Raw genomic sequence first — 24,221 nt, 5'->3', positions numbered from 1 at the left:
CCGACCGTGCGTTGGGCATGTTTATCAATACCTTGCCGCTGCGCGTCGATATCGACGCGACGACAGTGGCCGAGGGATTGAAGGCGACCCACGAGCGGCTGACATCCTTGCTGGGGCATGAGCATGCTCCGCTGGTGCTCGCCCAGCGCTGCAGCGGCGTGGCCGCACCGACGCCGCTATTCAGTGCATTGCTCAACTACCGGCACAGTGTCGTGGGCGATGTTTCGGCACAAGCTGCCGCCGCCTGGGAAGGGATCGAGTCTTTCGGCACCGAAGACAATACCAACTACCCGTTGACCCTGAACGTCGATGACCTGGGCGATGCTTTCACGCTCACTATTCAGGCCGTCCAGCAAATCAATGCTCAGCGCATCGGCGAGTACATGCAGGTTGCACTGCACAGCCTGGTGGAAGCACTGGAACACACCCCGCATGCCGCGTTGAACAGCCTGTCGATACTGCCGGACGATGAGCGCGAGCTGTTGCTGGCGGGCTTCAATGACACTGCCCACCCTTATCCTCGCGATGTGTTGATTCACCAACTGATCGAGCAACAGGCCGCCCAGCGTCCGGGTACTTGCGCCGTACGCGGCGACAGCGGACCGCTGCTCACTTACGCCGAACTCAACCAACAGGCCAACCAGCTCGCCCATCGCCTGATCGAACTGGGCGTGGAGCCGGATACGCGAGTTGCAGTCAGCCTGCGTCGCGGACCGGAAATGGTCGTGGCGCTGTTGGGTATTCTCAAGGCCGGTGGCGCCTATGTACCGATTGACCCGGACCTGCCGAGCGCGCGTCAGGCCTATATGCTTGAGGACAGCTCGCCGCAGGCAGTGCTGACCAGCAGCGATCTGCTTGCAGATCTGCCAGCCCTAAGCGTTCCGGTGCTGGTGCTCGATAACCGCGATGACCTCGCGCAACTGGCTAAGCAGCCGAGCGGCAACACGGATGCCAAGGCCCTGGGCCTGCAACCGAATCATCTGGCCTATGTGCTTTACACTTCCGGTTCCACCGGCACGCCCAAAGGCGTAATGAACGAACACCTGGGTGTGGTCAACCGACTGCTCTGGGCGCGCGACGCCTATCACGTGGACAGCAACGATCGGGTACTGCAAAAGACCCCGTTCGGCTTCGACGTGTCGGTCTGGGAGTTTTTCCTACCGCTGCTGGCCGGTGCCGAACTGGTCATGGCCCGTCCCGGTGGCCATCAGGACCCTGACTATCTGGCGCAGGTCATGAGTGACACGGGCATTACCCTGCTGCACTTCGTGCCCTCGATGCTCGATGTATTTCTGGAGCACCGTTCAACCCGCGACTTCCCGCAACTGCGCCGCGTACTGTGCAGCGGCGAGGCCTTGCCTCGTGCGTTGCAGCGCCGCTTCGAACAACAGCTCAAGGGCGTTGAACTGCATAACCTGTATGGCCCGACCGAAGCGGCCATCGACGTTACTGCCTGGGAATGCCGCCCGACGGATCCGGGCGACAGCGTGCCTATTGGCCGTCCGATTGCCAACATTCAGATGCACGTGCTGGATGCCCTGGGCCAGCTGCAACCACTGGGCGTGGCCGGTGAACTGCACATTGGCGGCATCGGCGTAGCGCGGGGTTATTTGAACCAGCCAGAACTGAGTGCCGAGCGTTTCATCGCCGACCCGTTTTCCAGCGATCCGCAGGCCCGCCTGTACAAAACCGGCGACGTGGGCCGCTGGCTGACCAACGGCGCGCTGGAATACCTGGGCCGTAATGACTTCCAGGTGAAGATCCGCGGCTTGCGTATCGAGATCGGCGAAATCGAAGCCGCTCTGGCCAAACACCCGGCGGTCCACGAAGCGGTGGTCACTGCTCGTGAAGATGTGCCGGGCGATAAACGCTTGGTAGCTTATTACACCCTGATAGCAGAGCATGCTTCGGTAGACATCGACAGCTTGCGCGATTCGCTGCAGGAACAACTGCCGGCCTACATGATCCCGATGGCCTATGTGCTGCTCGACTCAATGCCACTGACGCCGAACGGCAAGCTGGATCGCAAGGCGCTGCCAGCACCAGACGGTGATGCACTGATCAGTCGTGGCTACGAAGTGCCGCAAGGCGAAACCGAAGAGCAGATCGCGGCTATCTGGCAAGACCTGCTGGGCATTGAGCAGGTAGGCCGTCACGACCATTTCTTCGAACTGGGCGGCCACTCACTGCTGGCCGTCTCGCTGATCGACCGTCTGCGCAAGCAGGGCCTGAGTCTCAGCGTAAACACTGTATTCACTGCGCCCAGCGTGCGCGAAATGGCCTTGGCTATCAGCCAGGACAAACAAGCCCTGTTCCAGGCACCGGCTAACCGCATCCCGACCGACTGCACGCAATTAACGCCAGACATGTTGCCGCTGGTGGAGCTAAGCGTTGATGAGATTGAACTGATCACCTCCGCCGTTCCGGGTGGAGCCGGCAATGTCCAGGACATTTACCCGCTGGTACCGCTTCAAGAAGGCATCCTGTTCCATTACCTGCTGAATCATGAACGCGACGCCTACCTGGTGCGCTCGACGATCGAGTTCGACAGCCGTGCGCGTCTTGACGCCTTTCTTGAGGGGCTGCAAACGGTTATCGACCGTCATGATGTCCTGCGCAGTTCGGTGCATTGGACCGGCCTGCCGCAAGCGGTACAAGTGGTGCATCGCCAGGCACAATTGCCGGTACACACACTCACGCTGACGCCGGATGAAGACGCGCTCAGTCAGGTGGATCGTCTCACTGATCCAGGTCGTCTGCGCCTGGACCTGAGACAGGCACCGCTGCTATCGGCCTACATTGCTGGCGACCCACACTCGGATCGTTGGCTACTGGCGCTGATTGATCACCATATGATCAGCGACCACACCACCCTGGAACTCATAGTCGAAGAAATTCGCCTATTGATGCGAGGTCAGAGCGAAGACCTGCTGCCACCGCAGCCTTATCGGGAGTTTGTTGCACAGACCCTCGCCAGCCCTTCAAGTGCCCACGAAGCCTACTTCACGCGCCGTCTGGCTGATGTTGATTCACCCACCGCTCCGTTCGAACTGCTGGAAGTTCAGGGCGACGGCAATGACGTTGAAGAGGCCGAACTGGCATTGAGCAGTGACCTCTGCGCACGTATCCGCACTCAGGCCCGGGAGCGCGGCATGTCCCCGGCGGTTCTGTTCCATGTTGCCTGGGCTCAGGTGCTGGCGCGTTGTACCGGTCGCGATGATGTGGTGTTCGGCACCGTGGTCACCGGCCGCCTGCAAGGTACGTTCGGCGCCGAGCGGGCCATGGGCATGTTCATGAACACCCTTCCGGTTCGCGTGCAACTGGCCACGCAAGGCGCCCAGGAACTGGTCATGGCCACCCACCGTGATCTCAGCGAATTACTGAGCCACGAGCAGGCATCATTGGCCCTCGCCCAGCGTTGCAGTAGCGTGGCCACGGCAGTGCCGTTGTTCTCCAGCCTGCTCAACTACCGGCATCAGGGCAAGGACAGCCAGTTGCAATGGCCGGGCATGCGCTTGCTCGACAGCTCTGAGCGCACCAACTACCCGCTGTGCTTGTCGGTTAACGATTACGGCAGTGACCTCGGCCTGTTGATACACAGCGTGCAGCCCGCGGACCCGCAACGTCTGTGCGCCATGATGCAGTGTGCGCTGGAGCAATTGACTAACGCGCTGGCGCATACACCGCAGATGGCCGTTACGCAGCTGGATGTGCTGCCCGCCGCCGAGCGCAATCGGCTGTTGGAGACCTTTAACCAGACCCGCCAGGACTACCCGACGGACCTGTGCATTCAGCAGCTGTTTGAAGCGCAGGTACGCACCCGACCTGATGCCATCGCCGTGGCTTTCCAGGCGCAGCGCGTGAGCTATGCCGAATTGAACCGTCAGGCCAACCGTCTGGCGCATCATCTGATTGGCCTGGGCATCGGCCCGGATAATCGGGTGGCGATCTGCGTCGAGCGCGGCGTGGAAATGATGGTCGGCCTGCTCGGTGTGCTCAAGGCCGGAGCGGCTTACGTGCCACTGGACCCGGCCTACCCGGCCGAGCGCCTGGCCTACATGATCGAAGACAGCACGCCGTCGGCGTTGCTGACACAGAGCCACTTGCAGGAATATCTGCCGACTCTGACCTTGCCACTGGTGTTGCTCGACGATGATCAGCGCAGCACCTTTACCGAGCGTGACGACAACCCGGTGGTGCAAGCCCTCGGTGCGCGCAACCTGGCGTATGTGATTTACACCTCGGGCTCCACTGGCAATCCGAAGGGCGTGATGATCGAACACCGTGGCCTGGTCAACTACAGCGTCGATGCCGCGCGGCTTTTTGCTCTGTCCCCAACCGACACCGTGCTGCAACAGAACACCCTGAACTTCGACCTGTCGGTGGAGGAAATCTTCCCGGCCTTGCTGGCTGGTGCCACTCTGGCGCCAAGCAGCGATATCTTCGGCAGCGAAGGCACTGAAACTCACGGCATTCAACTCACCGTCCTGCACCTGACCGCTGCGCACTGGCATACGCTGGTGGCCGAATGGCACAACCACCCGCAGGTCGCTGAGCAACGTCTGCAGCATGTGCGCTTGATCAACGTCACGGGTGACGCACTGTCGGCGCAGAAGCTCAAGCTCTGGGACGAGATGCGCCCGGCGCACACTCGCCTGATCAACACCTACGGTCCGACCGAGGCCACCGTTTCCTGCACCGCCGCCTACGTCAGTCATGACGCCGTGGCCGGCAGCGAAGGCAGCGGCAACGCGACCATTGGCAAGCCGATGGCCAACACCCGTATCTACCTGCTTGATGCTCAGCAGCAGCCAGTGCCATACGGCGTGGCCGGTGAGATTTTCATCGGTGGCGACGGCGTGGCACGCGGCTACCTTAACCTTGAAGAGGTTAATGCCGAGCGTTTCCTGGCGGATCCGTTCAGCAACAGCCCTGACGCCAGGATGTACAAGACCGGCGACCTGGCACGCTACATGGCCGACGGCCGTATTGAATACCTGGGCCGTAACGACTTCCAGGTCAAGGTGCGTGGTTTCCGTATCGAACTGGGCGAAATCGAAGCCCGTCTGGGCAATTGCGCCGGGGTCAAGGAGGCGGTAGTGGTCGCTCGGGAAGATAATCCGGGAGACAAACGCCTGGTGGCCTATGTGGTTGCCCAGCCGCAAAGCCAGCTTACAACTGCTGAACTGCGTGCCGAACTGGCACCGCAACTGGCCGAGTACATGCTGCCGAGCGCGTTCGTGATCCTCGACGCCTTGCCATTGACGCCGAACCGCAAGCTGGATCGCAACGCCTTGCCAGCCCCGCAAGCCGATGCACTGATCAGCCGTGGCTATGAAGCCCCGCAAGGCGAAACCGAAGAGCAGATCGCGGCTATCTGGCAAGACCTGCTGGGCATTGAGCAGGTAAGCCGTCACGACCATTTCTTCGAACTGGGTGGCCACTCACTGCTGGCCGTCTCGCTGATCGAGCGTCTGCGCAAGCGCGGCCTGAATCTCAACGTAAAGACTGTATTCACTGCGCCCAGCGTGCGTGAAATGGCCTTGGCTATCAGTCAGGATAAACAAGCCCTGTTCCAGGCACCGGCTAACCGGATCCCGGCCGACTGCACGCAATTAACGCCAGACATGTTGCCGCTGGTGGAACTGAGCGTTGATGAGATTGAACTGATTACCTCGGCCGTTCCGGGTGGAGCCGCCAATATCCAGGACATCTATCCGCTGGCACCGCTTCAAGAAGGCATCCTGTTCCATTACCTGCTGAATCGTGAACGCGACGCCTACCTGATGCGCTCTACGATCGAGTTCGACAGCCGTGCGCGTCTTGACGCCTTTCTTGAGGGCCTGCAAACGGTTATCGACCGCCATGATGTCCTGCGCAGTTCGGTACATTGGATCGGCCTGTCACAAGCGGTGCAAGTGGTGCACCGCCAGGCGCAATTCGCGGTACATACCCTCACGCTGACGCCGGACGAAGACGCACTCAGCCAGGTGGATCGTCTCACTGATCCCAATCGTCTTAGCCTGGACCTGCGACAGGCCCCGCTGCTACTGGCCTACATTGCTGGCGACCCACACTCGGATCGTTGGCTACTGGCGCTGCTTGATCACCACATGGTCAGCGACCACGTCACTCTGGAGCTCATACTCGAAGAAATTCGCCTGCTGATGCAAGGCCAGAGCGCAGACCTGCTGCCACCGCAGCCTTATCGGGAGTTTGTCGCACAGGCCCTCGCCAGCCCTTCAAGTGCCCACGAAGCCTACTTCACCCGCCGCCTGGCTGATGTTGATTCACCCACCGCTCCGTTCGAACTGCTGGAAGTTCAGGGCGACGGCAATGACGTTGAAGAAGCCGAGCTGGCATTGAGCAGTGACCTTTGCGCACGTATCCGCACTCAGACACGGGAACGCGGCATGTCCCCGGCTGTGCTGTTTCATGTCGCCTGGGCTCAGGTGCTGGCCCGCTGTACCGGCCGCGATGATGTGGTGTTCGGCACCGTGGTGACCGGTCGTCTGCAAGGTACGGTCGGTGCCGAGCGGGCCATGGGCATGTTCATGAACACCCTGCCGGTTCGCGTGCAATTGGCCACACAAGGTGTCCAGGAACTGCTCATGGCCACCCATCGTGATCTCAGCGAGTTACTGAGCCACGAGCAGGCATCATTGGCCCTGGCTCAGCGTTGCAGTAGCGTGGCCACGGCGGTGCCGTTGTTCTCCAGCCTTCTCAACTACCGGCATCAGGGCAAGGACAGCCAGTTGCAATGGCCGGGCATGCGCCTGCTCGACAGCGCCGAACGCACCAACTACCCGCTGTGCTTGTCGGTCGACGATTACGGTAGTGAGCTCAGCCTGGTGATACACGGTGTGCAGCCCGCGGACCCGCAACGCCTGTGCGCCATGATGCAGTGCGCACTGGAGCAATTGACCGACGCGCTGGCGCATACACCGCAGATGGCCGTTACGCAGCTGGATGTTCTGCCCGCCGCCGAGCGTAACCGGTTGTTGGAGACCTTCAACCAGACCCGCCAGGACTACCCGACTGACCTGTGCATTCAGCACCTGTTTGAAGCACAGGTACAGGCGCAACCTGACGCCATCGCCGTAGCTTTCCAAGCGCAGCGCTTGAGCTATGCCGAGTTGAACCGTCAGGCCAACCGTCTGGCTCACCACCTGATCGGCCTGGGCATCGGCCCGGATGATCGAGTGGCGATCTGCGTCGACCGCGGCGTGGAAATGATGATCGGCCTGCTGGGTGTGCTCAAGGCCGGAGCGGCTTACGTGCCATTGGACCCGGCCTACCCGGCCGAGCGCCTGGCCTACATGATCGAAGACAGTACGCCGTCGGCGTTGCTGACACAGCGTCACTTGCAGGAATATCTGCCGACTCTGAGCTTGCCACTGGTGTTGCTCGACGATGATCAGCGCAGCACGTTTACCGAGCGTGACGACAACCCGGTGGTGCAAGCCCTCGGCGTGCGCAACCTGGCCTATGTGATCTACACCTCGGGTTCCACTGGCAATCCGAAGGGCGTGATGATTGAACACCGTGGTCTGGTCAACTACAGCGTCGATGCTGCACGCCTGTTTGATCTGTCCCCAACCGACACTGTGCTGCAACAAAACACCCTTAACTTCGACCTCTCGGTAGAGGAGATTTTCCCGGCACTCCTGGCCGGTGCCACCCTGGCGCCGAGCCGCGAGATCTTCGGCAGTGAGGGCAGTGAAAATCACGGCATCTACCCAACCGTCCTGCACTTGACCGCCGCGCATTGGCATACGCTGGTGGCTGAGTGGCACAACCAACCGCAGGCTGTTGAACAACGCCTGGCTGAGGTGCGCCTTATCAACGTCACCGGCGACGCATTATCGGCACAGAAACTCAAGCTCTGGGACGAGATGCGCCCGGCACACACTCGCCTGATCAACACGTACGGTCCGACCGAGGCCACCGTTTCCTGCACCGCCGCCTATGTTAGTCATGACGCTGCGGCTGGCAGCGAAGGCAGCGGCAATGCGACCATCGGCAAACCGATGGCCAACACACGCATTTACCTGCTTGATGCTCAGCAGCAGCCAGTGCCCTATGGCGTGGCTGGTGAGATTTTCATCGGTGGCGACGGCGTGGCACGCGGTTACCTGAACCTTGAAGAGGTCAACGCCGAACGCTTCCTCGCTGATCCATTCAGCAACAGCCCTGATGCCAGGATGTACAAAACCGGTGACCTGGCGCGCTACATGGCTGACGGCCGTATTGAATACCTCGGCCGTAACGACTTCCAGGTCAAGGTGCGCGGTTTCCGTATCGAGCTTGGGGAAATCGAAGCCCGACTGGGTAATTGCAAAGGGGTCAAGGAAGCGGTGGTGGTCGCTCGGGAAGATAACCCGGGAGACAAACGCCTGGTGGCCTATGTGGTTGCCCAGCCGCAAAGCCAGCTTACAACTGCTGAACTGCGTGCCGAACTGGCACCGCAACTGGCCGAGTACATGCTGCCGAGCGCATTCGTGATCCTCGACGCCTTGCCGTTGACGCCGAACCGCAAGCTGGATCGCAACGCCTTGCCGGCTCCGGAAGCCGATGCCTTTGCCAGCCGCGAACACGTGGAGCCGCAAGGTGAAACCGAGATTGCGCTGGCGCAGATCTGGCAAAACCTGCTCGATCTGGAACAAGTGGGCCGTCATGATCAGTTCTTTGAACTGGGCGGCCACTCCTTGCTGGCGATGCGTCTGATTTCTCAGGTACGCCATCAATTGGGCGTCGAACTGGGTCTGGCTGCGCTGTTCGCACATCCTGAACTGAGCACCCTGGCCGTAGCCATCTCTCAGGCCGGGCGCAGCAACTTGCCGGACATCGTGCCGGTGGCACGCGATCAGGCGTGGCCATTGTCATTCGGCCAGCAACGTCTGTGGTTCCTCGCTCAGATGGAAGGCGCCAGCGCGGCCTACCACATACCTGCCGGTCTGAGCCTGCATGGCAAACTGGACCTCAAGGCAATGCAACGGGCGCTGGAGAGCCTGGTTGCACGCCACGAAGGCTTACGCACCACATTCATTCAGGGTGATGACGGACAGCCGGTACAACGCATCAGCCCGGCGGATGCCGCTTTCAACCTGCAACTGCAAGACCTGCAAGGGCTGGCGGATGCCGAGGAACAACTTCAGGCGCTGGCCAGCGAAGAGTCGCTGCAAAGCTTCGACTTGCAACAGGGCCCGCTGATTCGTGGCCGCCTGATTCGCATGGCCGAGGACCATCACGTCCTGTTGCTGACCATGCACCATATCGTTTCCGATGGCTGGTCGGTTGATGTGCTGACCCGCGAATTGTCTGCTCTCTATGCAGCATTCAGTCAGGGCCAGGACGACCCGCTTGCACCGCTGGAGCTGCAATACCTGGACTACGCCGTGTGGCAACGTCGCTTGCTGAGCGGCGATCTGCTGCAACAGCAAAGCAGCTTCTGGCAGAAAACCCTGGCAGACGCTCCCGCGCTGTTGATGTTGCCCACCGATCGTGCGCGTCCGGCGCTGCAGGACTATGCCGGCGCAGCACTGCCCATCGTTTTCGACAAAGACCTTACCCAGCGCCTCAAGGCATTGAGCCAACGTCACGGCAGCACCCTGTTCATGACGGTCATGGCCGCGTGGGCCGGGCTGCTGGGGCGCTTGGCGGGTCAGGACGATGTGGTCATTGGTACCCCAGTGGCCAACCGTACACGCAGTGAAGTCGAAGGGCTGGTGGGCCTGTTCGTCAACACCCTGGCGATCCGTGTTGACCTCAGTGACAAGCCTACCGCAGAGACTCTGCTGGCGCGGGTCAAGCGGCAGACGCTCGATGCACAGGCGCATCAGGACTTGCCGTTCGAACAGGTCGTGGAAGTCATCAATCCGCTACGCAGCCTGTCCCACAGCCCGATTTTCCAGGCCATGTTGTCGTGGGAGCACAACGAGGCGTCTGATCTGACGCTCGGCGACATGACCCTGAAAAGCATTGAATTGGCCGCTGATACCGCTCAATTCGACCTGACGCTGGACATGGCCGAGGTGGATGAGCAACTGGTCGGCACACTGGAGTACGCCACAGCGTTGTTCGACGAGAGCACCATGCGGCGGTATCTGGGCTACTTCCAGCGTGTGCTGGAGGCCATGGTCGCCGACGACCAACAGGTGCTGGAGCACGTAACCTTGCTGGGTGTCGACGAACGTGAACATCTGCTGGCGGGCCTCAACGCAACCGAGGCGCCCTACCCGCAGGACTGCACGATTTATCAGCTGTTCGAAGAAAGGGTCCAGGCGCAGCCCGACGCCATCGCCGTGGCCTTCGAGGCGCAGCGCTTGAGCTATGCCGAATTGAACCGTCAGGCCAACCGTCTGGCGCATCATCTCATCGGCCTGGGGATCAGCCCGGATGATCGAGTGGCGATCTGCGTCGAACGCGGCGTGGAAATGCTGATCGGCGTGCTCGGTGTACTCAAGGCCGGTGCCGCCTATGTGCCACTGGACCCGGCTTACCCGGCCGAGCGTCTGGCCTACATGATCGAAGACAGTACGCCGTCGGCACTGCTGACCCAGCGTAATGTGCAGGAGCGTCTGCCAACGCTGGCCTTGCCGCTGGTGCTACTCGATGACGATCAGCGCGACACCTTCACCGAGCGTGACGACAACCCGCTTGTGGCAACTCTCGGCGCACACAATCTGGCGTATGTGATCTACACCTCGGGCTCCACCGGCGTGCCGAAAGGCGTAATGGTCGAGCATCGCGGATTGGTCGCCGTCAGCGCGGCGTGGAAGCAATTGTATCCGTTACACGCGCCACTCAATCACTTGCAGATGGCCGGGTTTTCCTTCGATGTGTTCAGCGCCGACCTGATCCGCTCACTGGGTTTCGGCGGCACACTGGTGCTGTGCCCACGTGAAACCTTGATGGACCCGCCTGCGCTTTACCGTCTGCTGCGTGAGGGGTCGATAGGTTTTGGGGATTTCGTACCTGCAGTGCTCAACTCGTTGCTGGGCTGGGTGGAAGAGACGGGGCACGACCTGTCGTTCATGCGCACCGTGGTCTGTGGTTCGGATATCTGGACCGCGCACAGCGCCCGGCAACTGCGCAAACTCTGTGGTAATCACGTGCAGATCGTACAGGCCTATGGTGTCACTGAAGCCAGCATCGACAGCACCTGTTTCGAGTTCGAGGCAAACAGCCAGGTCGACGGGGTCTTGCCGATTGGCCGGGCACTGGCCAACACGCGGATTTATCTGCTCGATGAGCTTGGCCAACCGGTTCCACCGGGTGTTGCGGGCGAGCTGTATATCGGTGGCGCAGGTATTGCTCGCGGCTATCTGAATTTGCCGCAACTCACCGCCGAACGCTTCATGGACAGTCCCTTTGTCAAGGGCGAACGGCTGTACCGCAGCGGCGATATGGCGCGCTACCGGGCTGATGGCAATATCGAATTCCTCGGCCGCAACGATTCACAGGCCAAGCTGCGCGGGCTGCGTCTGGAGCTGGGCGAAATCGAAGCACGTCTGGCCGAGGTCGCGGGCGTGCGCGAAAGCCTGGTCGTGATTCGCGAGGACAGCAGCGGCACGCCGAAACTGATCGCGTATTTTGTGGAATATGCCACCCGCGAACCTGCCGCCCCTGCCCTTACGCCACGCGCGCTGCGTCAGCAACTGCAACTCAACCTGCCGGAATACATGGTCCCGGCAGCGTTCGTGCGCATGGCCGCATTGCCGCTGAGCGCCAATGGCAAGCTGGATCGCAAAGCGTTGCCCGAGCCGGATGCCGAAGCTTTCGATCAGCATGATTTCGAGGCAGCCGACGGTCCGCTGGAGACGGCAATCGCCGCAATCTGGGCCGATGTGCTGGGCGTCGCACAAGTCGGTCGGCATGATGACTTTTTCGCGCTCGGCGGTCATTCATTGCTGGTCATGCGCGTGCTGGCTCAGGTCCGTCAGCAATTGAATCTGGAGGTTTCACCATCAGCGTTTTTCGCGGCACCGGTGCTGCAGCAGTTCGCCGAGCGGCTGGGCAATACGCAGAGCAACGCCCGCCTGGCGATCACGCCTGTGCAACGTTCGGGTGCGCTACCGCTGTCGTTTGCCCAACAGCGCCTATGGTTCCTCGCGCAATTGGAAGGTGGCAGCGCCGCTTACCATATTCCGGTGGGACTGCGCCTGCGCGGCAGCCTTGATCAGGCGTCGCTGCAACGCGCGCTGGATCGTATCGTGGCCCGCCATGAGGCGCTGCGTACCACTTTTGTACAAGAGCAGGGGCAGCCTGCGGAACAGCGCATCTCTGCCGCTGATACTGGTTTCGAACTGCAACTGCAGGTACTGGCCGGGCAGACCGATGCCGAAGAAAAGTTGCTTGCCATCGCTGCACAAGAGGCCGGCGAGCACTTCGACCTCGTCAATGGACCACTGGTGCGCGGGCGTCTGGTGCGCATGGCCGATGATGACCACGTGTTGCTGGTGACCATGCACCACATCGTCTCCGATGGCTGGTCAACCGGGGTGTTGAACCGCGAGCTGGGCGCCCTTTATGCAGCCTTCAGTCAGGGGGCGGAAGATCCGCTGCCGGCCTTGCCGGTGCAATACGTCGACTACGCACTGTGGCAACGTGAATGGTTGAGTGGCGACGTGCTGCAACAGCAGCGTCAGTACTGGCAGCAGGCCCTGGCCGGTGCGCCAGCCTTGCTGACCCTGCCGACCGATCGGCCACGTCCGGCGCAACAGGACTACAGCGGGCAGACGCTGGAACTGGTGCTCGATACACAATTGACCCATGGCCTCAAGGCGTTGAGCCAACGATATGGCAGCAGCCTGTTCATGACGGTCATGGCTGCCTGGGCCGCGCTGTTGGCACGTCTGTCCGGTCAGGATGACGTGGTGATCGGTACGCCGGTGGCCAACCGTATGAGCGCCGAGGTGGAGAGCCTGATCGGGTTCTTCGTCAACACCCTCGCTGTACGGGTCGACCTCTCGGGTGCCCCGAGCGTCGAAGCGCTGCTGCAGCAAGTCAAACAGCGGACTCTGGCTGCCCAGGCAAACCAGGACCTGCCATTCGAACAAGTGGTTGAAGTGGTTCGACCACAACGCAGTCTGTCTCACAGTCCGATTTTCCAGGCGATGCTGTCATGGCAAAACAACGAGGACACCGCTCTGGTGCTCGGCGACATGACCCTGCAAGGCGTCGCAGTGGCCGGTGATACGGCAAAATTCGATCTGACGCTGGACATCGGCGAGGTGGACGGGCAACTGATCGGCACGCTGGAGTACGCCACGGCGCTGTTCGACGAAAGCACCATGCGCCGTTACCGCGGCTACTTCCTGCGTTTGCTGGAGGCCATGGCGGCCGATGATCAGCAAGTGCTGGAGCAGGTGCCGTTGCTCGACACTGCGGAGCGTGAGTACCTGCTGAGGGATATCAATGCCACCGAGCGCGCCTACCCGCTCGGTCAACTGATGCATCGCTTGTTTGAGGCTCATGCCGAGGCTGCACCGCATGCAATTGCAGTCCGCCAAGGTGAGCAAACGCTGACCTATGCCGAACTCGACAGCCGCGCCAACGCCCTGGCTCAGCACCTGCGTCAGCACGGTGTGGGGCCTGGAACCCGGGTGGCGATCCTGCTGGATCGTTCGGTGGAATTGCTGGCCAGTATGCTGGCCACCCTGAAATGCGGCGCGGCGTATCTGGCGCTGGATCGCCTGGCCCCTGAAGAACGCCTGCGCTTCATGCTTGAGGACAGCGAAGCCATCATGCTGCTGAGCCGTAGCGACCTGACGGCACCTGACATGACGCCAAGACTGGATCTGGACACCCTGGAGCTGTCAGCGCTGAACCAGGCGCCAGTCGTGCTTGCAGATGAGGTTGCAGGCGAGACCCCTGCGTGCATCATCTACACCTCCGGCTCCACCGGTCTGCCCAAAGGCGTGATCGTGACCCACAACGGTATTGTGCGGCTGGTCCAGGACAACGGTTACTACGACTTCTCGGCCGAGGACCGTGTAGCGTTTTCGTCCAACCCGGCATTCGACGCCAGTACTCCGGAAATCTGGGGTGCGTTGCTCAATGGTGGCCAGTCGGTGATTATCGAGCCCCATGTGCTGCTCGAGCCGGTGGCGTTCGCCGCCCTGCTGAAACGCCATGGTGTAACAGCCATGATCAGCTCGACCGCCCTGTTCAACCTGTATGCCGGGTTGATTCCAGAGGCCCTGGCAGGCTTGCGCATGATCATGTGTGGTGGCGAGCGGGCTGATCCGGCCTCGTTCCGTCGGGTCCGTGAACACTCCGCTCAGGTACGCCTGTTCAACGGTTATGGCCCGACCGAAGGCACCACTTGTGCCACCAGCTACGAAATCTTCGATGTACTGCCTGACACCCTGAGCCTGCCGATCGGCAAGCCCAACGCCAACGTGCGGGTCTATGTGCTTGACGCCCGGCGCGAGCCGGTGCCGATGGGTGTGGTTGGCGAGATCTACATCGGTGGTACTGGCGTTGCACTCGGCTACCTGAACCGCCCGGAACTGACCGCCGAACGTTTCAGCGACGACCCGTTCAGCCCGCAGGACAGTGCGCGGCTCTATCGCACCGGCGACCTGGCGCGCTGGTTGCCGGACGGTAATCTTGAATACATCGCGCGTAACGATGGTCAGGTGAAGGTCCGCGGCTTCCGCGTCGAGCTTGGCGAAATCGAAAGCGTCCTGCACCTGTGCGACGGCGTGCGCAACTCCGTGGTGGTGGCGCACGAGGCCAGCCCGGGTGACACCCGTCTGGTCGCCTATTACACCGTGCATGCGGGCGTTGAAGCACCTGATCCAGAGGATCTGCGTGCGCAATTGAGTGCCGGTTTGGCGGAATACATGGTTCCGAGTGTGTTCATGCGCCTGGATACCTTGCCGCTGACGCTCAATGGCAAGGTCGACCAGAAAGCACTGCCGGCACCGGACCTGAACGCCATGTCCGAGCGAATCTACGTTGCGCCGGAGGGCGCCACCGAACAGGCCCTCGCAGAAATATTCCAGGAACTGCTGAGCCTCGAACGAGTGGGCCGCAATGACGGCTTCTTTGAGCTTGGCGGCCACTCGCTGCTGGCTGCGCAACTGGTTTCCAGGGTGCGCCAGCAGTTGAACGGCGACATGGCGCTGCGCCAGCTGTTCAGTCACCCGACCGTTGCCGAACTGGCGAAGGTGGTCGACGGTCTGCAAGCGGCCGACACCGACAGTATCGAACCCATCGAGCGTAACGCGCCGTTGGCACTGTCCTTTTCCCAGCAACGCCTGTGGTTCCTCGACAGGCTCGACCCTGGTGCCAGCAGCGCTTACCATATGCCGATGTCGCTGCTGCTGCGCGGCGAGCTTGATCACAGCGCGCTCAAGGCTGCGCTCGACCGTCTGGTCGCGCGTCACGAAAGCTTGCGCACCACGTTCGAGTTGCACGGCGAACAGCCGATGCAGGTCATCGCTGCGGCGGACAGTGGTTTCGCCCTGGCGGAGCAGGACTTGCGCTCGCAGCCTTATGAACAGGCCAGCCTCAGCGCTTCACGTATCGCCGACAGCGAGGCCGCTGCACCGTTTGACCTGTGCCAGGGCCCGCTGATTCGCGGGTGTCTGCTGCGTTTGGCGGATGACGAGCACATGCTGTTGATCACTCAGCACCACATCATCTCCGACGGTTGGTCGGTGGGTGTGCTGGTCAACGAATTTGCCGCCCTCTACCAGGCTTTCAGTCAGCATCAGCCAGACCCGCTGCCGGCCCTGTCGATTCAGTACGCTGACTACGCCGCCTGGCAACGCCGCACCTTTACGGGTGAGCGCCTGGCAGAGCAAGCCGGTTTCTGGCGTGAGCACCTGGGTGGTGCACCGACGCTGCTGTCGCTGCCCACCGACCGACCACGTCCGGCGGTGCAAAGCTATCGCGGTGGCAACGTGCCGTTCAAGATCGATTCAGCGCAATATCAGCGTCTGGAACGCTTCTGCCAGACCCAGAACGTCACCCTGTTCATGGGGCTGCTCAGCGCCTGGTCGGTACTTATGGCGCGTCTAAGCAATGAACGCGATGTGGTGATCGGCGTGCCCACCGCGAACCGTGGGCGCACCGAAACCGAGAACCTGATCGGCTTCTTCGTCAACACCCTGGCACTGCGAGTTGATCTGGCGCAAAACCCGAGCGTGGCGCAACTGCTGCAACAGGTCCGCCAGACCATTCTGGCGGCCCATGAGCATCAGGACATTCCGTTCGAGCAAGTGATCGAGGCCCTGCAGCCGCCACGCTCCATGAGCCATAACCCGCTGTACCAGGTCGCCCTGTCGCTGGATAACACCAGCGTCGGTGGCGAGTTGAGCCTGCCGGGCCTTAGCCTGCATCCGATGTTGCAAGCCCATGAAACCGCGCAGTTCGACCTGATGCTGATTTTGGGTAGCGAAAACGGCACGCTGACCGGCATGATCGAGTACGCCAGCGACCTGTTCGACCACGCGACCGTCGAGCGTTTTGCCGAGCATTTCCACACGCTGCTGGAAGCGATGGTCGAGGATGTCGCGCAACCTGTGCTCGGCCTGCCGTTGCTCAGCCCTGCGCAACGCCTGGCCTCGCCTGCGCTATTGCAGCCCAAGGCGGTATTCGCGTCGGGTCTGATGGTGCATCAGCGCTTCGAGCAGTTCGCCGCCGCCCATCCGCAGAACATTGCGCTGGTCTTTGGCGGGCATGAGGTGAGTTACCAGGCGCTCAATCGCCGAGCCAACCGTCTGGCCCATGAACTGCTCGCCCAAGGCGTGCGTCCCGATGACCGGGTTGCGATCCTTGCCGAGCGTGGTACACAGATGGTCTGCGCGGTGCTGGCCGTGCTCAAGGCCGGTGCGGCCTACGTACCGCTGGACCCGACATACCCCGCCGAGCGTCTCGGCTACCTGCTGACCGACAGCGCGCCGGTGGCGTTGCTGGCCCAGTCGGCCTGCCTCGACGTGCTGCCGGCACACAGCGTGCCGGTACTGACCCTCGGCGCGGATAACGACAGTACTGATTTGGCGGATGAATCGCTGGACTGCAACCCTGAGCCTGCTGCTCTGGGGCTGTCCCGCGAGCACCTGGCTTATGTCATTTACACCTCAGGGTCTACAGGCCTGCCCAAAGGTGTACTGGTGGAGCACGGCAACGTGGCACGCCTGTTCGACGCCACCGCCGGACAATTCAACTTCGGGCGTGGGGATGTCTGGACGCTGTTCCACTCCTTTGCCTTTGACTTCTCGGTCTGGGAAATCTGGGGCGCGCTGTGTTACGGCGGCAAACTGGTCATCGTCCCGAGTGATGTGGCGCGTTCGCCGGATGACTTCTATGCGCTGGTCTGCGAGCAGCAGGTCACCGTTCTGAACCAGACGCCAAGCGCTTTCCGCCAGTTCATCCAGGCCCGCGAACGCAGCCCGCGCGAGCATGCGCTGCGTGAAGTGGTGTTCGGAGGTGAGGCCTTGGATTTCCGCAGCCTGCAGCCCTGGACCGCACGCACACCGCTGTCGCGTACCCGTCTGGTGAACATGTACGGGATCACGGAAATCACCGTGCATGCCACCTACTACCCGATCAGCCAGGCGGAAATCGACACTGCCATGCCAAGTCTGATCGGGCCGGCACTTGATGACCTGTGCCTGCGTATCCTCGACGACTATCAGCAGCCGGTGCCGGTGGGCGTCAATGGCGAGATTTACATCGGCGGTGCCGGAGTTGCCCGGCATTATCTGAACCGTACGGAGCTGAATGCCGAACGTTTTATTGCCGACCCCTATGCATTGCAAAGCGGCGCACGGCTCTATCGTACTGGCGACGTTGCGCACTACCGCAGCGACGGCGGCGTGGTCTACGTCGGCCGTAATGACTCGCAAATAAAGATTCGCGGCTTTCGTATCGAGTTGGGCGAGATCGAGTCGCAATTGCTCGCCTGCTCCGATGTCCGTGAAGCGATGGTCATCATGCGTGAGGATCGCCCCGGCGACAAACGCCTGGTCGCCTACCTGATTGCCGAGGACGGCACCGCGCCCGATTCAGCGCTCCTGCGCAGCCAGCTGGCCAGCGTGCTGGCCGAACACATGCTGCCCAGTGCCTTTGTGACCCTCGAAAGCTGGCCGTTGACCACCAACGGCAAGCTGGACCGTGCCGCCCTGCCCGCGCCGGACCAGTTCGCGACGGTGAGTCGTGACTACGAAGCACCGCTAGGCGCTATCGAAACGACCCTGGCCGCTGCCTGGCAGGAATTGCTCGGGGTCGAACGTGTCGGTCGCCAGGATCACTTCTTCGAACTGGGTGGTCACTCCTTCCTCGTCATTAACCTGATAGAACGCTTGCGTCAGATCGGCTTGGTACTGGATGTGAGCACGGTGTTCTCGGCGCCAACCCTGCAAGCCATGGCCGCGGTCCTGGCGGGCGGCACTGCGGCGGAACGGGTCGCCCCGGCGAACCTGATTCCGGTCGATTGCACCGCGTTGACCCCGGACATGCTGCCGTTGGTGAAACTGACCCGGCAGGAACTGGAGCATATCGTTGCCGATGTGCCAGGCGGCGTCGCCAATGTTCAGGATATCTACCCACTGTCGTCGCTGCAGGAAGGCATCCTGTTTCACCACCTGCTGCAGTCAGAAGGCGATGCCTACCTGATGCGCACCATAGCGACCTTCGACAGCCGTGCGTTGCTCGACAAATTCCTCGGCGCGCTGCAAGTGGTGATCAACCGCCACGACATCATGCGCAGCTCCCTGCGCTGGCAAGGTCTGCCGCAACCGGTACAGGTGGTCCATCGCCAGGCACCGTTGCCAGTCATTCAGCTCGACGCCGCGCCCGGTGAAGACGCCCTGCAGATGCTGCGTGAACGCACCAATACCTACCATATGCGCCTGGACCTGCAACAGGCACCGCTGATAGCCGTGTACATCACTTACGATACCCGGCAGGAAAAGTGGCTGATGGCGTTGCTGGACCATCACCTTATCAGCGACAACGTCACCCTGCGCCTGATCATGGGCGAGATCCATGCTGTGATGGACGGACGCGCCGACGCCCTGCCGCCATCCCAGCCGTACCGCAACTTCATCGCCCAGGCCGCATGCGTTTCCCAAGCCGAACATGAAGCCTACTTCCGTCAACTGCTGGGGGATGTCGACACCACCACTGCGCCCTACGGCGTGCTCGATGTGCGTGGCGGCGATGCAGCAATCCTGCGTTCGGTGCAGGATCTGAGCGACGACCTCAGCGCGCGGGTCCACAGCACCGCAAGGGCCCAGGGCGTACCAACTTCCGTGCTGTTCCACGCGGCATGGGGTTTGGTGGTGGCCGCCACCAGCGGCCGCGACGACGGGATTTTCGGCACCGTGCTTTCCGGACGCTCCCAAGGCACCTCTGGCGCCAACCATGCGCTGGGGATGTTCATCAATACCTTGCCGATGCGTATTCGCCTGCAACAAAACAGCGTGCGCGATATCGTTCAGGATGCCTACCAACAGCTCAGCGGCCTGCTGACTCACGAGCAGGCGCCTCTGGCCCTGGCGCAGCGCTGCAGCGCAGTGGATGCATCGCTGCCGATGTTCACAGTGATCCTCAACTGCCGTCACGGTGATCTGGTGAACACTGCCGGGAAAAACATCGAGGACATGAGTGAGGAGCAGGAAGGTATTCATTTCCTGGGCTCCGAAACCCGTACCAACTACCCGATCGAGATTGCCGTAGCCAATGAGGCCAATGGGTTCTCGCTGACAGCGCAGTCTATCAATGGCATCGACCCGCAGCGGATTGCCGCCTACCTCGGTCAGGCGGTTGCCGAGCTGGTCAACGCCCTTGAGCAGGATCCGGAACGCCTGGCAAGCAGCCTGGAAGTGGTCCCGGAGGACGAGCGGCAACTGCTGCTCAATAACTTCAACGACACCGCCCGTGAATTCGCTCCGGCAGTGCCGATCCATACCTTGTTCGAACACCAGGTCCGCTGCAATCCCGAGGCTGTAGCGCTGGTCTACGAAGACCGCCAATTGAGCTATCGCCAGCTCAACCGCCGCGCCAACCACGTGGCCCGACAGCTGCTGCAACTCGGTGTGCAGCCGGACGAGCGCGTGGCCATCTGCGCCGAACGCAGTCTGGACATGATTGTCGGCCTGCTGGGCGTGCTCAAATCCGGTGCTGCCTACGTGCCGATTGACCCTGCCCACCCGACTGACCGCATGGCCTTCATGCTGCAGGACAGCCAGCCGCGTGCGTTGCTGACCCAGAGCGCGCTCAGTCTGCCGGTCGGCGACACACCGCTGATGCTGCTGGACAGTGCTGAGTCGCTGCGGGCGGCGGATGATCAGGCGTTCGACGCCAATCCGTTGGTAGACGGCCTGACGGCGGAAAACCTGGCCTACGTGATCTACACGTCAGGCTCCACCGGCCAGTCGAAAGGTGTCATGGTCGAGCACCGTTCGGTGTTCAACTTCTGGAACGTGCTGACCCGCACGACCCACCAGCATTGCCCGACACCGGCCACCGTGGCGCTCAACGCCGGGTTCTTCTTCGACATGTCGATCAAAGGCATCTCGCAACTGTTCTCCGGCCACACGCTGGTGATCATCCCGCAACTTATTCGTGCCAACGGCAGCGAACTGCTGGACTTCCTGGAAGCCCATCAAGTTCATGCCTTCGACTCAACACCGTCGCAGCTCGACACCTTGCTCTCGGCCGGTTTGCTGGAACGCAGCAGTTACCAGCCGATCAGCGTGCTGTTGGGTGGCGAGGCGATCAACGCCAGCACCTGGGAAAAGCTGCGTAACTGCCAGACCATCCGCTTCTACAACATGTATGGCCCGACCGAATGCACCGTGGACGCGACCATTGATCTGATCCGCGACCTGGGTGAAAAACCCAGCATCGGCCGGCCTATTGCCAACGTCCAGGTGCATGTTCTGGATGCGCGCGGCGAACCAGCACCACTGGGCGTCGCCGGGGAAATTCATATCGGCGGTAGCGGTGTGGCCCGTGGCTACCTCAACCGTGACGAGCTGACTGCCAAACGTTTCATCGTTGACCGGTTCTCCAATATTGCCAACGCCCGCCTTTACAAAACCGGCGACCTGGGTCGCTGGCTGGCTGACGGCACGCTGGAATACATGGGCCGCAACGACTTCCAGGTGAAGGTTCGCGGTTTCCGTATCGAACTGGGTGAAATCGAAAACGTTCTGCTGGCCGTACCAGGCATCCGCGAGGTGGTGGTGATTGCCCGCAACGACAGCCAGGGTGATTCGGAAAGCCAGCGCCTGGTTGCCTATGTCTGTGGTGAATCGGTGGCGGCCGAGCACTTGCGTAGCGAGCTGCTCAAGCATCTGCCTGAGTACATGGTGCCCAGCGCTTTCGTCCATCTGGACGCCCTGCCGCTGACCTCAAACGGCAAGCTCGACCGCCGGGCGCTGCCGGCCCCCGGTCATGATGCGTTGGCCAGCAAGGCTTACGAGGCACCGCAAGGTGAAACCGAAGAGGCCATCGCCGAGATATGGAAAGCCCTGCTGAATCTGGATCAGGTCGGGCGCAACGACGGCTTCCTTGAACTGGGCGGCCATTCGTTGCTCGCGGTGCAATTGCTGTCGCGACTGCGACGCAAGCTCGGTACACGCATCACCTTGCGTGAACTGTTCGACGCACCGACCGTGCGTGGCCTGGCCTCATTGGTCAACGCCGCGGCGCCAAGTGAAGCGCAATCGATTCCCAAGGCCAACCGCTCGGGCCGCCTGCCATTGTCCTTCTCTCAGCAACGCCTGTGGTTCCTCGATCACCTGGATCATGCTGCCGGTGCGGCCTATCACCTGCCGATGGCCTTGCGCCTGACTGGGACACTGGACACGGCGGCCTTGCAGGCGACGCTTGATCGTCTGGTTGCACGCCACGAAACCCTGCGCACGCGCTTTGAGTTGGTTGACGGTGAACCGGTGCAGAAGATCGCCCCGGCCGATACCCGCTTTCCACTGTTGCACCAGGATCTGCGCGGCCTTTCCAGTGATGAACGCACGGCGACCCTGACCCGCCTGGGTCAGGAAAATGCCACGCAACTGTTCGACCTGACTCAGGGGCCTATGCTGCGCGGGCATCTGCTACAAGTGACGGATGCCGAGCATGTGCTGCTGATTACGCTGCATCACATCGTCTCTGACGGCTGGTCCAACAGTGTTCTGGCCCAGGAAGTGAGTGTGCTTTACAGCGCCTTCAGTCAAGGCCAGAAGGACCCGCTGCCAGCGCTGCCACTTCAATACGTGGATTACGCCGCCTGGCAGCGGCAATCCCTCGACGGACCTGCGCTGCAAGCCCAGATCGACTTCTGGCGCAAGCACCTGGAAGGCGCGCCAGGCTTGTTGAACCTGCCACTGGACCGTCCGCGTCCGGCCATCCAGAGTTACACCGGCGGGCTCGTCGAATTTATGCTCTCGCCAGAACTGAGTGCTGACTTGCGCGCCTTCAGCCAGGCTCAGGGCAGCACGCTGTTCATGGTCCTGCTGGCGGGCTGGTCGGTGCTCATGAGTCACCTGAGTGGCCAGAATGATGTGGTGGTCGGTACACCTGTCGCCAACCGTCAGCGTCCGGAGCTGGAGCCGATGATCGGCTTCTTCGCCAATACACTGGCATTGCGTGTGGCAACCGGCCGAGAGACGCGTCTGAGCGACATGTTCGGCCGGATCAAGGACCTGACGCTGGCTGCCTACAGTCATCAGGACTTGCCGTTCGAGCAAGTGGTCAGTGCCTTGCAGCCGACCCGCAGCATGAGCCACAGCCCGTTGTTCCAGGTGATGCTGAGTCTGGACAACACACCACCTTCGCTGCTGCAACTACCCGACCTGCAAGTAGAGTCGCTGGACAGCACCCATATCACCACTCAGTTCGACCTTTCGTTGTCGCTGGCAGATACCGGCGAAAGCCTGATCGGTGGCCTGCAATACGCCAGAGACTTGTTCGACATAACGACCGTACAGGCCATTACGCAGCTGTTTACCAGGGTCCTGGAGAATATGGTGACCGACGCACAGCAGTCGATCGGTCAGGTGCTGGATAACACGCCAGCATTGCCACGTTCGGCTCATACCGTGGCTGTCGCTGCGACGGTCGAGGAGGAACAGCCTGAGGCCCTCCCTTACGAAGCGCCCGAAGGCGACACCGAGATTGCCCTCGCCAACCTCTGGAAGGAGCTGCTCAAGCTGGACAACGTCAGTCGCCATGACGACTTCTTCAAGCTGGGCGGTATTTCGCTGATGGCGGTGCAGATGGCCTCGCGCTTGCGCAAGGTTCTCGGCAAACCAATCGCCGTCCGCGATCTGTTCATCGAGCCGACCATTGCAGGTTTTGCCAGAACACTGGACGGCCAGGCACGTCCTGGTCAGCACAGCAATCTGGTCCCGGTCCGGCGCACAGGCTCGCAAAAGCCGCTGTTCCTGGTCCACCCGCTGGGCGGCGAAGTGCAATACGTGCGTGATCTGGCCGCTGCAATCGACCCACAGGTGCCGCTCTACGGCTTGGCCGCCAGTGGTCTGGCGGCTGGAGAAACGCCGCTGTTTGAGGTACCGGCCATGGCTGCGCGTTACCTGGCGGCGATTCGCCAGGTGCAACCGAAAGGGCCTTACCGGATCGGCGGCTGGTCTGCCGGTGGTCTGATCGCTTATGAAATGGCCCGCCAGCTGCAATCCAGCGGTGAACAGCTGGAGTTCCTCGGCATCATCGACACCTCCGCGCGTCTTGATCAGCAAGCGCAGGAGGCACTGAGCGAAGGTCAATTCCTGATGAGCTGGCTACCCGAGCAGCTCGAACCCGAGGTATTCCAGCAACTCACCGAGCTGGCCAGCACGGATGCCATCGATGAAATGCTGACACTCTGCATGGCACATAGCCTGCTTCCGGAGGAGCTGCCGCAGGACGTCGATGCCAACTTGTTACGCAGCCATCTAGCGGTGGCCTATGCGACCAATATCGCAATCGGTGCCTATGTCAGCCCACCCGCTCCGCTCTCGGTGACGCTGTTTACCGCCAGCGGGGAGGAGCGCAACGATCCGCTGCTGGGGTGGAGTGAGTTGCTTGAGACGCCGGTGAGCGTGACAGCGCTTCCCGGTACCCACGAGACCCTTGTCCGGGCGCCTCATGTCAGCACGCTGGGCCAGGCGATCTCCCGGGCGCTGAACAGGGAGCCGGCTCACAAGACCAGCAGAGAAGAGGTTTCACGTTCGATAACAGCGTCAGCTGAGCAGTGA

General features: G+C 61.6%; 1 protein-coding gene (only partly in view). It reads left to right on the top strand.

What is annotated here, in order from left to right; translation table 11 throughout:
- A protein-coding gene (gene syrE, locus RYB09_RS21580; protein WP_316890142.1) for a syringomycin E biosynthesis non-ribosomal peptide synthetase SyrE crosses the window boundary here: on the top strand, positions 1-24,221 show its 3' portion. Its footprint begins 4,153 nt before the window's first position; the window shows 24,221 of its 28,374 coding nt (coding positions 4,154-28,374); its start codon lies beyond the left edge, outside the window; it ends in the stop codon at positions 24,219-24,221.

It is taken from the genome of Pseudomonas syringae group sp. J254-4 (assembly GCF_032586855.1).
GTDB lineage: Bacteria > Pseudomonadota > Gammaproteobacteria > Pseudomonadales > Pseudomonadaceae > Aquipseudomonas > Aquipseudomonas amygdali.
Note: the sequence above shows the minus strand (reverse complement) of the source record. Positions and strands in the feature narration are given on the sequence as shown.